At 52.8% G+C, this 12248-nt stretch carries 13 protein-coding genes; 10 read left to right on the forward strand and 3 right to left on the reverse strand.

Going from position 1 to position 12248, the window contains the following annotated elements; genetic code table 11:
• Positions 1 to 122 precede the first annotated feature (122 nt).
• The 9 genes from hyaA (at position 123) to cbdX (ending at position 8520) form a co-directional block, all read left to right on the forward strand.
• Positions 123 to 1250 carry a hydrogenase 1 small subunit gene (gene hyaA, locus OGY68_RS05065; protein WP_100247274.1) on the forward strand — a complete coding sequence of 376 codons (1128 nt, stop codon included), beginning with the start codon at positions 123 to 125 and terminating at the stop codon, positions 1248 to 1250.
• Complete coding sequence (gene hyaB / locus OGY68_RS05070; protein WP_032942453.1) at positions 1247 to 3040, forward strand: Ni/Fe-hydrogenase large subunit; 1794 nt, start codon at positions 1247 to 1249, stop codon at positions 3038 to 3040. Before hyaA ends, hyaB begins: the two co-directional genes overlap by 4 nt.
• 18 nt (positions 3041 to 3058) lie before the next feature.
• Positions 3059 to 3793 (forward strand): Ni/Fe-hydrogenase b-type cytochrome subunit, encoded by a 735-nt coding sequence (gene hyaC, locus OGY68_RS05075; RefSeq protein WP_032942451.1) that lies wholly within the window; start codon positions 3059 to 3061, stop codon positions 3791 to 3793.
• Positions 3790 to 4371 (forward strand): hydrogenase 1 maturation protease, encoded by a 582-nt coding sequence (gene hyaD / locus OGY68_RS05080; RefSeq protein ID WP_048236030.1) that lies wholly within the window; start codon positions 3790 to 3792, stop codon positions 4369 to 4371. The genes hyaC and hyaD overlap by 4 nt, the downstream gene beginning before the upstream one ends.
• Before the next feature lie 5 nt (positions 4372 to 4376).
• Positions 4377 to 4778 carry a hydrogenase-1 operon protein HyaE gene (hyaE, locus tag OGY68_RS05085; protein ID WP_048236031.1) on the forward strand — a complete coding sequence of 134 codons (402 nt, stop codon included), beginning with the start codon at positions 4377 to 4379 and terminating at the stop codon, positions 4776 to 4778.
• On the forward strand, positions 4778 to 5635 hold the full coding sequence (locus OGY68_RS05090) for a hydrogenase expression/formation protein (protein ID WP_057068776.1): 858 nt from the start codon (positions 4778 to 4780) through the stop codon (positions 5633 to 5635). Before hyaE ends, OGY68_RS05090 begins: the two co-directional genes overlap by 1 nt.
• A gap of 89 nt (positions 5636 to 5724) precedes the next feature.
• Positions 5725 to 7269 carry a cytochrome bd-II oxidase subunit 1 gene (gene appC / locus OGY68_RS05095; protein ID WP_057068767.1) on the forward strand — a complete coding sequence of 515 codons (1545 nt, stop codon included), beginning with the start codon at positions 5725 to 5727 and terminating at the stop codon, positions 7267 to 7269.
• A gap of 11 nt (positions 7270 to 7280) precedes the next feature.
• Complete coding sequence (gene appB / locus OGY68_RS05100) at positions 7281 to 8417, forward strand: cytochrome d ubiquinol oxidase subunit II (protein ID WP_057068765.1); 1137 nt, start codon at positions 7281 to 7283, stop codon at positions 8415 to 8417.
• Between the two features lie 13 nt (positions 8418 to 8430).
• A complete protein-coding gene (gene cbdX / locus OGY68_RS05105; protein ID WP_003830863.1) occupies positions 8431 to 8520 on the forward strand; it encodes a cytochrome bd-II oxidase subunit CbdX in 90 nt (29 codons plus the stop codon).
• 52 nt (positions 8521 to 8572) lie between these two features.
• On the opposite strand, the gene OGY68_RS05110 is transcribed toward cbdX, so the two are convergent.
• Positions 8573 to 9286 carry a GNAT family N-acetyltransferase gene (locus tag OGY68_RS05110; protein ID WP_057068763.1) on the reverse strand — a complete coding sequence of 238 codons (714 nt, stop codon included), beginning with the start codon at positions 9284 to 9286 and terminating at the stop codon, positions 8573 to 8575.
• Positions 9287 to 9478: 192 nt separating this feature from the next.
• Complete coding sequence (pdxR, locus tag OGY68_RS05115; protein ID WP_057068761.1) at positions 9479 to 10948, reverse strand: MocR-like pyridoxine biosynthesis transcription factor PdxR; 1470 nt, start codon at positions 10946 to 10948, stop codon at positions 9479 to 9481.
• A gap of 124 nt (positions 10949 to 11072) precedes the next feature.
• Here pdxR and OGY68_RS05120 point away from each other — a divergent pair, with 124 nt between their 5' ends.
• On the forward strand, positions 11073 to 11522 hold the full coding sequence (locus tag OGY68_RS05120; RefSeq protein WP_057068759.1) for a GNAT family N-acetyltransferase: 450 nt from the start codon (positions 11073 to 11075) through the stop codon (positions 11520 to 11522).
• 153 nt (positions 11523 to 11675) lie between these two features.
• Here the strand turns inward: OGY68_RS05120 and tnpA are convergent, their stop codons facing one another.
• Positions 11676 to 12134, reverse strand: a complete 459-nt coding sequence (gene tnpA / locus OGY68_RS05125) for an IS200/IS605 family transposase (protein WP_057069660.1) — start codon at positions 12132 to 12134, stop codon at positions 11676 to 11678.
• Positions 12135 to 12248 lie beyond the last annotated feature (114 nt).

Here is a 12248-nt window from a genome sequence, read left to right on the forward strand (position 1 = left end):
GAAAATATCGCAATAGGATATAACCACACTCTTTGCATTGTTTCTCCCTTCCGATCGGATACGCTTTTTTAGATATCGCTGGCGGCATGCGCCAGAACTCAACGGGGGAAGAAACGCGTGTTATGAATACGAATAACGAGGAGACCTTTTATCAGGCGATGCGCCGCAAAGGCGTAAGCAGACGCAGTTTTCTCAAATATTGTAGCCTCGCGGCTACATCGCTGGGGTTGGGAGCCGGAATGACGCCCAGAATTGCCTGGGCGCTGGAGAACAAACCCCGGATCCCGGTAGTCTGGATCCACGGGCTGGAATGCACCTGCTGCACCGAATCATTTATCCGCTCCTCTCACCCACTTGCCAAAGACGTCATCCTCTCCCTGATTTCCCTCGATTACGACGACACGCTGATGGCCGCCGCCGGAACGCAGGCCGAAGAGGTATTTGAAGACATTCTGAGCCGCTACCACGGCCGATACATTCTGGCAGTCGAAGGCAACCCTCCGCTGGGCGAGCAAGGGATGTTTTGCATCAGCAGCGGGCGTCCTTTTATTGAAAAGCTAAAAAGAGCCGCAGCAGGAGCCAGCGCGATTATCGCCTGGGGAACCTGCGCCTCCTGGGGCTGCGTGCAGGCTGCCCGGCCTAACCCTACCCAGGCTACGCCGATCGATAAGGTGATCACCGATAAGCCAATCGTGAAAGTGCCCGGCTGCCCGCCGATTCCGGATGTCATGAGCGCCATCATTACCTACATGGTGACATTTGATCGTTTGCCTGAACTCGATCGTCTGGGTCGTCCGCTGATGTTCTATGGTCAGCGTATTCACGATAAATGCTACCGCCGCGCCCACTTTGACGCCGGGGAGTTCGTTGAGAGTTGGGACGATGACGCCGCCCGCAAAGGCTATTGCCTGTACAAAATGGGCTGCAAAGGGCCAACCACCTATAACGCCTGTTCCACCACTCGCTGGAATGGTGGCGTTTCCTTCCCCATCCAGTCCGGCCACGGTTGTCTGGGATGTTCGGAAAACGGCTTCTGGGATCGCGGTTCGTTTTACAGTCGCGTGGTTGATATTCCACAAATGGGGACACATTCAACCGCCGATACCGTGGGCCTCACCGCGCTAGGCGTCGTGGCGGCCGGTGTCGGTGTTCACGCAGTCGCCAGCGCCGTCAATCAACACCACCGCCACAAACAGCAACTAGCCGACGCCGGACAACAGTCTCCAGACAATAAGGATAAACAGGCATGAGCAATTCGTATCAAACCCAGGGATATACGGTCAATAATGCCGGTCGCCGCCTGGTTGTCGACCCCATCACGCGCATTGAAGGCCATATGCGTTGTGAAGTGAACATTAATGAGCAGAACATCATCACCAACGCGGTTTCCTGCGGCACCATGTTCCGCGGGCTGGAGATCATTCTACAGGGGCGCGACCCGCGCGATGCCTGGGCATTTGTCGAACGAATCTGCGGAGTGTGCACCGGCGTACATGCGCTCGCCTCGGTCTATGCCATTGAGGACGCTATTGGCATAAAGGTGCCCGACAACGCCAACATCATTCGCAATATTATGCTGGCGACGCTGTGGTGCCACGACCATCTGGTGCACTTTTACCAGTTAGCCGGAATGGACTGGATTGACGTGCTGAATGCCCTGAAAGCAGATCCGCGCGCCACATCGCAGTTGGCACAAAGCCTTTCAGCCTGGCCGATGTCTTCTCCAGGCTACTTCTTTGACGTCCAAAATCGCCTGAAGAAATTTGTCGAAGGCGGTCAGCTGGGGATTTTCCGCAACGGTTACTGGGGACATCCGCAGTACAAGCTGTCGCCAGAGGCCAACCTGATGGGCTTTGCCCACTATCTGGAAGCGCTCGATTTTCAGCGCGAGATCATCAAAATCCATACGGTGTTTGGCGGTAAGAATCCGCATCCGAACTGGATTGTCGGCGGGATGCCGTGCGCTATCAATATCGATCAGAGCGGCGCGGTAGGCGCAGTCGATATGGAACGCCTTAACCTGGTGCAGTCGATCATCACCCGCACCGCTGATTTCATCAACAACGTCATGGTGCCTGACGCGCTGGCTATCGGCCAGTTCAATAAACCCTGGAGCCAGATTGGCACCGGGCTTTCTGATAAGTGCGTCTTAAGCTACGGCGCGTTCCCGGATATCGCCAATGACTTCAGCGCGAAGAGCCTGTTGATGCCTGGCGGCGCGGTGATTAACGGTGATTTTAACAACGTCATGCCGGTGGACCTGGACGATCAGCAGCAAATTCAGGAGTTTGTCGATCATGCCTGGTATCGTTATCCGGACGATCAATTAGGTCGTCATCCGTTCGAAGGGATTACTGAACCCTGGTATAACCCGGGCGATGTCAAAGGCAGTGATACCGATATCAAGCAGCTCAACGAACAGGAACGCTACTCGTGGATTAAAGCCCCGCGCTGGCGGGGACACGCTATGGAAGTTGGGCCGTTGGCGCGTACGCTGATTGCCTATCACAAAGGGGATGCCGCCACGATTGAATCCGTGGATCGCATGATGTCCGCCCTCAAGCTGCCGCTATCGGGTATGCAATCAACGCTGGGACGTATTCTGTGCCGCGCGCACGAAGCGCAGTGGGCCGTGAGCAAGCTGCAATATTTCTTCGACAAGCTGATGACCAACCTGAAAAACGGCAATCTGGCTACCGCAAATACCGAAAAGTGGGAGCCTGAAAGTTGGCCGCAGCACTGTCGCGGGATCGGTTTTACCGAAGCGCCGCGCGGAGCATTAGGCCACTGGGCATCGATTCGCGACCAGAAGATCGATCTGTATCAATGCGTGGTGCCGACCACCTGGAATGCCAGCCCGCGCGATCCAAAGGGACAAATTGGCGCTTACGAGGCGGCGCTGATGGGCACCCAAATGGCGATACCGGATCAACCGTTGGAGATCCTGCGCACCTTGCACAGCTTCGACCCCTGCCTGGCATGTTCAACCCACGTACTCGGCGACGACGGCAGCGAACTTATCGCCGTCCAGGTTCGCTAAGCGTTAAGGAACGGAACGATGACTGGAAAAACATCCCCACGCGTCGGGGAGGCGCGTGATACCGCCACCAGCCACTATGTGTTTGAAGCGCCAGTACGCTTGTGGCACTGGCTGACGGTGGGCTGCATGTTGGTGTTGATGGTGACCGGATACTTCATTGGCCGACCGCTGCCGTCGGTCAGCGGTGAGGCCACTTATCTGTTCTACATGGGCGACATCCGGCTGGTGCATTTCGCCGCCGCCATGGTGTTCACGGTGATACTGCTGATGCGCATTTACTGGGCCTTCGTCGGTAACCGTTATTCACGCGAACTGTTTATCGTGCCGGTCTGGCGGCGCAGCTGGTGGCAGGGTGCGTATTCTGTGGTGCGTTGGTATCTGTTTCTGGAAAAAAAACCGGGAGATGATATCGGTCATAACCCCATCGCACAGGCGGCGATGTGCGGTTATTTCCTGCTTTCCGTTTTTATGATCCTCACCGGTTTTGCCTTATACAGCGAACATAGCCAGTACGCCATTTTTACCCCTTTCCGCTATGTGACAGAGTTTTTCTACTGGACCGGCGGGAACTCTCTCGATATCCACAGCTGGCATCGGTTAGGGATGTGGTTCATCGCCGCCTTCATCGTAGGCCATGTGTATATGGCGATTCGTGAGGACATCATGTCTGACGAAACCGTCATCTCAACCATGATTAACGGCTTTCGTAGCCATAAGTTTCCCAAGGGTCAGCACGATAAGGAGGCGTCATGAGCGAACCTAACGTCATCGTGATGGGCTTAGGCAACCTGCTGTGGGCAGATGAAGGGTTTGGTATTCGCCTCGCTGAGCGCCTGTACGCCCATTATCACTGGCCAGAATCGGTAGAGATTGTTGACGGCGGCACGCAGGGACTGAATCTGCTGGGCTACGTTGAGCAGGCCAGCCATTTGCTGCTGCTTGACGCCATCGACTACGGGCTTGAGCCGGGAACCCTGCAAACTTACGCCGGAGACAAAGTCCCGAGTTACCTCAGCGCTAAAAAAATGAGTCTGCATCAGAACAGCTTCTCTGAAGTGCTGGCTCTGGCGGATATTCGCGGCCACCTCCCCGCGCACATCGCTCTGGTGGGACTACAGCCGGTACAGCTGGACGACTATGGCGGCAGCCTGACCGACATCGCGCGCGCTCAGCTCCCGGCGGCGGAACAGGCCGCGCTTACGCAACTGGCCGCGTGGGGCATTGTGCCACAGACAAGCGATGAAACGCGTTGCCTGAACTATGACTGCCTGTCGATGGAAAACTATGAAGGCGTGCGTATTCGCCAGTATCGCGTAACGCTGGAGAGATAATTAACATGTTGAATGACCAACCGTTTTCTGCGCTATGGCAGCGAATGCTGGCTAAGGGCTGGCAACCGCTGAGCGCATCTGAACTGGATGACTGGATAACCCGCGTGCGTAATGGCGTGGTCCTGCTCAGTAGCGATCCTCGCCGTACACCGGAAGTCAGCGATAACCCGGTCATGATTGCCGAGTTGCTCCGCGAGTTTCCCCAGTTTGACTGGCACATCGCCATGGCGGATCTTGAACACAGCGAGGCGATCGGCGATCGCTTCGGCGTGTTCCGTTTTCCGGCTACCCTGGTGTTTACCCAAGGTGAGCTGCGCGGCATTCTCAGCGGTATCCACCCGTGGGCCGACTTGCTCAACCTGATGCGTCCCCTCGTTGAAGAACGTATACCGCCGGAGTCTGCATGATGAGCGATTCCTTTTTTCATCTGCTGGGGCCGGGAACGCAGCCGGGTGATGACAGCTTCAGCATGAATCCCTTGCCCCTCACCTGCCAGGTCAACAGCGACCCCAGCATGGCAACACTGGAAAACTGTCCGCACAGCCCGGCGGTGATGGCATTGTTAGCCGATGTGCGCCACCAGCTCACCCAGAGAATTCCCGCCAAACAGGATGTGCTGGGATGGGATTTATCCGCGCTCAATGCAGACGATCTCACCTTTCTGAATACGCTACTCGGCGAAGGCGAAGTTTCCGTGCGCATTCAGCATGCTGACGGCAGGGCGAGCGAGATTCAGGAGTCGATTTTCTGCGGTATCTGGCGGGTGCGTTGTCAGGATGACAAGGGGCAATGGCAGGAACATCTGGAAGTAGGCAGCGCACCACGGGCACTGTGGCAGGCGGCAACAATCAATACGCTGCCGGACGATAGCCTGCTGCCTCCGCCTATAGATGGGTTGATGAATGGCCTGACGCTGGTCCAGGAATTGCTGGCGCACGTGCGCGATCCGGCAGCGCAACCCCATAGCATTAACCTCACCCAACTGCCGATTAGCGACGCGGATCGCCTGTTCCTCGCCCGCCTGTGCGGCGAAGGGCACATTCAAATCCGCACCATCGGCTACGGCGAGAGCCAAATCGACGCCACGGCGTTGCGCCATGTCTGGCATGTGCGCTGTCTGGATACCCTGAAAGGGCTTCTGCTTGAGAGTTATGAGATCTGTCCGTTGCCGGAACTGGTGTTGGCCGCACCGGAAGATCTGCTCGACTCGCTCGAGCGCCTGGATGAAGTCTGCGGCTGGCTGGCATCCGGCCCGCCTGCCTGATCCCCCTCTTTAGATCTGCGTACTTTTCTACTGCGGATCTGACGTTTTCTTCCTTACCTATTCACTCTCTAATGCCTGATGGAGTTCGCATGTGGGACGTCATTGACCTATCGCGCTGGCAGTTTGCGCTGACCGCGCTGTACCATTTTCTGTTTGTTCCCCTGACGCTGGGGCTGATTTTTTTGCTAGCCATCATGGAAACCCTGTTCGTGGTGACCGGCAAAACAGTCTACCGCGACATGACGCGTTTCTGGGGAAAGCTATTCGGTATTAACTTTGCGCTCGGCGTGGCAACCGGCCTGACCATGGAGTTTCAGTTCGGTACTAACTGGTCGCTCTATTCCAACTATGTGGGTGATATTTTCGGTGCCCCGCTGGCGATGGAAGCCTTGATGGCCTTCTTTCTTGAATCCACCTTCGTGGGGCTGTTCTTCTTTGGCTGGCAGCGCTTAAACAAGTATCAGCATTTACTGGTGACCTGGCTGGTTGCGTTTGGCTCTAACATTTCGGCCCTGTGGATCCTCAACGCCAACGGCTGGATGCAATATCCAACTGGCGCTCACTTTAATTTTGATACCCTGCGCATGGAGATGACCAGCTTTAGCGAGCTGGTCTTTAACCCCGTCAGCCAGGTGAAATTTGTGCATACCGTGATGTCTGGTTATGTCACCGGCGCCATGTTTGTGATGTCCATCAGCGCCTGGTATTTGCTGCGTGGTCGCAATCGTGAGTTCGCCCGGCGCTCCTTCGCGGTGGGTTCCGTCTTTGGCACGCTGGCTATCCTCGGCACGCTACAACTGGGTGATAGCTCAGCCTTTGAGGTCGCCCAGCTCCAGCCAGTAAAACTGGCGGCAATGGAGGGCGAATGGCAAACCGAACCGGCCCCCGCGCCCTTTCATGTCATCGCCTGGCCGCAGCAGGAGCAAGAGCGTAACGCCTTTGCCGTGAAAATACCGGCCCTGCTGGGTATTCTGGCGACCCACTCTTTGGATACGCCGGTTCCGGGGCTGAAAAACCTGATGGCGGACGCGCTCCCACGCCTGCAGCGAGGCCGGGAGGCATGGTTACTGATGCAGGAAATTGCCAAAGGTAACCGCACGCCTCAGGTACTGAACACTTTTCACGCTGTGGAGAAAGATCTGGGTTACGGCATCCTGCTGGCGAACTACGCGCCTGACATGAACCACGTTACGCCAGCGCAATATCAGGCCGCGCAACGCGGCGCCATTCCGCAAGTGGCCCCCGTGTTCTGGAGCTTTCGCATCATGATTGCTTGCGGTTCGCTGCTGCTACTGGTGATGGCGATTGCGTTGATACAGACCTTACGCTGGCGTATCGACCAGCATCGCTGGGTACTGCGCATGACGCTGTGGAGCCTGCCGCTTCCGTGGATTGCCATCGAAGCGGGCTGGTTTATGACGGAGTTTGGCCGCCAGCCGTGGGCGATTCAGGATATTTTGCCGACATGGTACGCCCACTCCGCGCTGAGCGCAGGCCAACTGGCCTTCTCGATGGGGCTAATTCTCACGCTTTACACCCTGTTTTTAATTGCTGAGGTCTACCTGATGCAGAAATACGCGCGCCTTGGTCCAGATGCAATGCATAACCAGCAACCAACGCAACAACAGGGATAAAGGAGACAATCATGTTGGATTATGAAACGTTGCGGCTCATTTGGTGGCTGCTGATTGGCATCATTCTGGTGGCCTTTATGGTCACTGACGGGTTTGATATGGGGGTCGGCTGCCTGTTACCGCTGATCGCGCGAAACGATGATGAGCGACGGGTGTTAATCAATAGCGTCGGGGCGCACTGGGAAGGTAACCAGGTGTGGCTCATTCTGGCGGGTGGTGCATTATTCGCGGCCTGGCCGCGGGTCTATGCCGCCGCATTTTCGGGGTTTTATGTGGCAATGATCCTGGTGCTGTGTGCCCTTTTCTTTCGCCCGTTGGCCTTTGATTATCGCGGCAAAATAGCCAATGCACGCTGGCGTGCTATGTGGGACACCGGGTTGGTTATCGGGAGCCTGGTCCCTCCTGTTATCTTCGGCGTCGCGTTCGGCAACCTGTTCTTGGGCGTGCCTTTTATCTTCACACCACAGCTTCATGTGCAATACCTGGGCACTTTCTGGCAATTACTCTCACCCTTTGCGCTGCTGTGCGGCGCATTAAGCCTGATGCTGGTTATTCTGCAAGGGGGCGTGTGGCTCCAGTTGAAGACCGACGGCATTCTTCACCAACGCGCGCTCTCTGCTACCCGTCGTAGCGCAATGCTGGTCGTGCTCTGCTTTCTGTTAGCCGGTTACTGGCTATGGACGGGGATCGACGGCTATGTGTTGCTTAGCCAGGATCCGAATGGTCCTTCCAACCCGCTGTTAAAAATGGTAACGACCTCACCGGGCGCGTGGATGGCGCACTTTTATCAGTCACCACTGCTGTTAATTATTCCGCTGCTTGGCATGATGTTCCCGATGCTCGCGATCTATGCCTGCGGGCAACGTCGGGCCGTATGGGGATTTCTGTGCGCTTCACTGACCCAGGCCTGCGTGATCTTCACCGCCGGAATCACCCTGTTTCCGTTTGTGATGCCTTCAAGCGCGTATCCGCTCTCTAGCCTGACGGTGTGGGACAGTACCTCCAGCCAGATGACGCTCAGTATCATGCTGGTTATTGTGCTGATTTTTCTACCGATCGTTCTGCTTTATACCGTGTGGAGTTATTACAAAATGCTGGGACGAATCAATGTAGAAACGATCCGCCGCCACAATCACGAACTTTACTAGGGAGGACCGTACGATGTGGTATCTGTTTTGGTTTGTCGGCATTCTGCTGATGTGCGCACTCTCCACGCTGGCACTGGTCTGGCTGGAGTCGCGGCAGAAATAATACTGCGCGTGCGCTACGCTTTCTGGCTCTCCGGTTTATTCGGGGAGCTTTTTTATCCCCTTTCCATCAGCTCGCCAAGGCGCCGAATCTGCCGTCCCTGGCTATCGAAATTACGCTCATCGAGCCACAGATCGTAGGCAGGTCGAAGTATCGGGTACTCACCGTCAATGATTGAGTACCATGCGGTATCTCGATTACGACCCCGGGTAACGATAGCCTGCCGAAATATACCTTCAAAACTGAAGCCAAAGCGCTCCGCCGCCCTACGGGAAGGCTCATTGAAGGCATCACATTTCCATTCAAAACGGCGATAGCCCAGATCCTCAAAAACGTACTTTAAAAGCAATGATATGACTTCCGTTGAAATTCGCGTGCGTTTCATGCGTACGGAGTAAGAAACATGCCCTACCTCAATCACACCATTTGCGGGATCAATCCGCATAAGAGCAAACGTCCCAACAGGTTTCATACTGGTTAAATCGATCACGGCAAAATGCATCGGATCTGTCTGTTCTTCCATGTTTTTTAAATAAACCAGGAAGGCATCAAAAGTTTCAAAAGGCCCGACCGCCAGATATGTCCAGTCACGACAATCGCTTGCTTCGCAGTACGCTTCATACAACTCTTTTGCATGACGTTCGGTGTTAATGCGTTCAAGCTTACAATAGCGACCTGTAATTTGCTGAGCCTGTGGAAAGGGTGCACCTTTCCAGTCAGACAAAGTCATACCTACGGGTTGTTGGAATTGATTAAAGACGCCCGGCATATCTGTACCTCTTACAAAACAGAACTAAACCAGCGCAGGGTATGATCAAACTGAGCGGCCCAAAAGAACCACAATGCGTGTTTTTAACGGATCCACACTATTTTATTGTACAAAAAACAGGCGCTATATTTTTACCCGTAGCGAAAGAAACGTATTTACTGCATTAATGCTAAGAGCGGAATAAATTATAATTTAAATAACCTGAGCCAAACGGCGAATCCCATCAACAATTGCCTCTACCGGATGATTTGCAAAACCAATCAAAATCCCCTGTCGTGAGATATCGCTCTGGTAATAACGACTTAGTGATAGTATTCCCATCCCTAGTAATCTGGCTTGCTCCTCAACTTCATTTCCGGTTAATCCGTTTTGTAGCCAGCACACAATATGGACGCCAGAGTCAGAAGGCTGCACAATCATTTTATCAGCCAGGTATTCTTGAATAGCATTGACCAGCGCAGTTCTTCTTTCATAGCATGCCTTACGAATTCGGCGCACATGACTGGCATAGTGACCATCCTCAATAAAATTCGCCATCACAGCCTGTTCAAGATAACTGGTGCCAAGATCGGAAAAATATTTCGTCACCATAATTTGTTCTTGTAAACCCGGCGGGACAACTAAAAAACCTAAACGGAATTCCGGGTACATCATTTTAGAAAATGTTCCGGCGTAGATTACGCGTTGATTCTGATCTAATCCTTGCAGAGCTTGTAAAGAACGGTCGGCATAACGGAACTCGCTATTATAGTCATCTTCAAATATCCATGCCTGATTCAACTTCGCCCATTCCAGCAACTCAAAACGCCGGGATAAACTTAACGTTCCACTTAATGGATATTGATCCGACGGGACGACATAGGCCAACTTAGCGTCAGGAAAATGATCAATACCATAGCGGACGTTCATTCCCTCGCTATCTACCGGTACGGGCCTCACCATCGCGCCAACTGACATGAAGGCTCCGCGGGCGCCTTTGTAACCCGGGTCGTCCAGCCAAACGTCACTTCCTGCCGACAGCAATGCTCGTGCAGTAATGTTCAATGCCTGTTGAATACCATTTACGATGATTATCTGTTCTTCGTTACAGTTCACTCCACGCGTTGTTTTAATGTAGCGGCAAACCGCTTTTCTCAATGGAAAGTACCCGCAAGGATGAGTGTGAGCGCCCAGTTGATGCCGGGATTGTCTCCAGACACGTTGCAGTAGCTTTCCCCATAACGCATGCGGGAAGAGATCCGTACACCCGACACCAACCGCAAATAGGCGGTTCATGCCGCGCCCTTCATACTCATTTGACCACAAATCGCGAACAGGATTATTTCGGCTGTGAACCTGTTCATCAGGCGAGACGACGTCCCCCGACGCCATCTTTGGATAGCTATTGCTGATACTCCGATCCGGAATATTATGTGAGACATATGTTCCAGACCCTTTACGGGTCAGGATATACCCTTCATCTAATAGCCTGTCATAACCGGCGATCGCTGAGTTTCGTGAAATTGACATCATCTCGGACAATGCCCTGGTTGACGGCATTTTTGTTCCTGGCCGCAATCGCCCTTCGAGGATGTGATCGCGGAGGATGTGGTAAACCTGCTCCTTAACCGCGCCTTTTCCTAAAACAAATCCTTGAAATAAAGGCGCATTGTTTTTCTTCATTGTATTAACCTTTATACTAAAAGTGGATCCTATCAATATATCGAAAGTGTCTCTTTACGAGAATTTATAAAGTTCTTAGTATCATCATACTAACACATTACTCGTATAAAATATCAGGATATATATGATTAACATGAATACCGTTACTATTGAAAGTGCAGAACAAAAAGACTACGCCAGCTGGCTTCCTTTATGGATAAACTATCAAACATTTTATCGCACTAAAATTTCAGATGAAGTAACAAAATTAACGTGGGAGCGTTTCCTTACCCCGAGCGAACCTGTTTATTGTGCTGTTGCCAAATATGATGGAAAAATAGTGGGACTGGTGCATTATCTCTTTCACCGTTCAACATGGGCAGAATCCAACTATTGCTATCTCGAAGATTTATTTGTTAGCGAAGAGGTACGTGGTCAACATATCGGTAAACAGCTTATCGAGTATGTCCAACAACAAGCCAAAAAACACCACGCGTCAAGATTATACTGGCATACGCATGAAACCAATCTCCGTGGACAACGTCTGTATGACTGGGTGGCCCAAAAGAGCGGGATGATCGAATATCAAATGTAAGGATAATAATACTCAGGATAGTATTTAATTATTCAGTACTAAAAAATAAATATCCTCCGGCATAGCCGGAGGTTTTTCTGATGCGCCTATAAGGCTCTGTTACCAGCCGCGCCCTAACAGGCGCATACGATCTGACATTTGCATCAGACTTCGTTACTTACGGCCCGTAAACGGGCTACCCGGATAAGGGATCGATAACTGCTCGCCCATTTTATCCTCTGCAAGCTGGTGCTTTATGTATTCCTGTATCCTTGCTGTGTTCTTACCCACCGTATCTACGTAATACCCACGACACCAGAACTCCCTGTTCCTGTATTTAAACTTCATATCACCAAACTGCTCATACAACATCAGACTGCTTTTACCTTTCAGATAACCCATAAAACCGGATACGCTCATTTTGGGCGGGATTTCCACAAGCATATGGATATGATCTGCACAGCATTCCGCTTCCAGGATCCGCACGTTTTTCCACTCACACAGCTTTCTTAAGATGCTGCCTATCGCCCTACGTTTCTCCCCGTAGAATGCTTGTCTTCGGTATTTGGGCGCAAAAACTATGTGATATTTACAGTTCCATCGGGTGTGCGCTAAGCTCTTTTCGTCCCCCATTGGGACCCCCTTTTGATTTCTTGTTTAACCCTTGCAGTTGCCAGACCGCAAGGTGTTTTAACAAATCAAAAGGGGTTTTAATAACTGGCCCAAAGCTGAAAGCTTTCCGGAACC

This window comes from Citrobacter sp. Cpo065, from assembly GCF_030332805.1.
Classification (GTDB): Bacteria; Pseudomonadota; Gammaproteobacteria; order Enterobacterales; family Enterobacteriaceae; genus Citrobacter; species Citrobacter portucalensis.

Coding starts and splice junctions, on each gene's coding strand:
- pdxR (WP_057068761.1), bottom strand. CDS start 10,948: ATGAAGAAAAACAATGCGCCTTTATTTCAAGGATTTGTTTTAGGAAAA.
- hyaE (WP_048236031.1), top strand. CDS start 4,377: ATGTTGAATGACCAACCGTTTTCTGCGCTATGGCAGCGAATGCTGGCT.
- hyaB (WP_032942453.1), top strand. CDS start 1,247: ATGAGCAATTCGTATCAAACCCAGGGATATACGGTCAATAATGCCGGT.
- OGY68_RS05110 (WP_057068763.1), bottom strand. CDS start 9,286: ATGCCGGGCGTCTTTAATCAATTCCAACAACCCGTAGGTATGACTTTG.
- cbdX (WP_003830863.1), top strand. CDS start 8,431: ATGTGGTATCTGTTTTGGTTTGTCGGCATTCTGCTGATGTGCGCACTC.
- hyaA (WP_100247274.1), top strand. CDS start 123: ATGAATACGAATAACGAGGAGACCTTTTATCAGGCGATGCGCCGCAAA.
- OGY68_RS05120 (WP_057068759.1), top strand. CDS start 11,073: ATGATTAACATGAATACCGTTACTATTGAAAGTGCAGAACAAAAAGAC.
- OGY68_RS05090 (WP_057068776.1), top strand. CDS start 4,778: ATGAGCGATTCCTTTTTTCATCTGCTGGGGCCGGGAACGCAGCCGGGT.
- appB (WP_057068765.1), top strand. CDS start 7,281: ATGTTGGATTATGAAACGTTGCGGCTCATTTGGTGGCTGCTGATTGGC.
- hyaD (WP_048236030.1), top strand. CDS start 3,790: ATGAGCGAACCTAACGTCATCGTGATGGGCTTAGGCAACCTGCTGTGG.
- appC (WP_057068767.1), top strand. CDS start 5,725: ATGTGGGACGTCATTGACCTATCGCGCTGGCAGTTTGCGCTGACCGCG.
- tnpA (WP_057069660.1), bottom strand. CDS start 12,134: ATGGGGGACGAAAAGAGCTTAGCGCACACCCGATGGAACTGTAAATAT.
- hyaC (WP_032942451.1), top strand. CDS start 3,059: ATGACTGGAAAAACATCCCCACGCGTCGGGGAGGCGCGTGATACCGCC.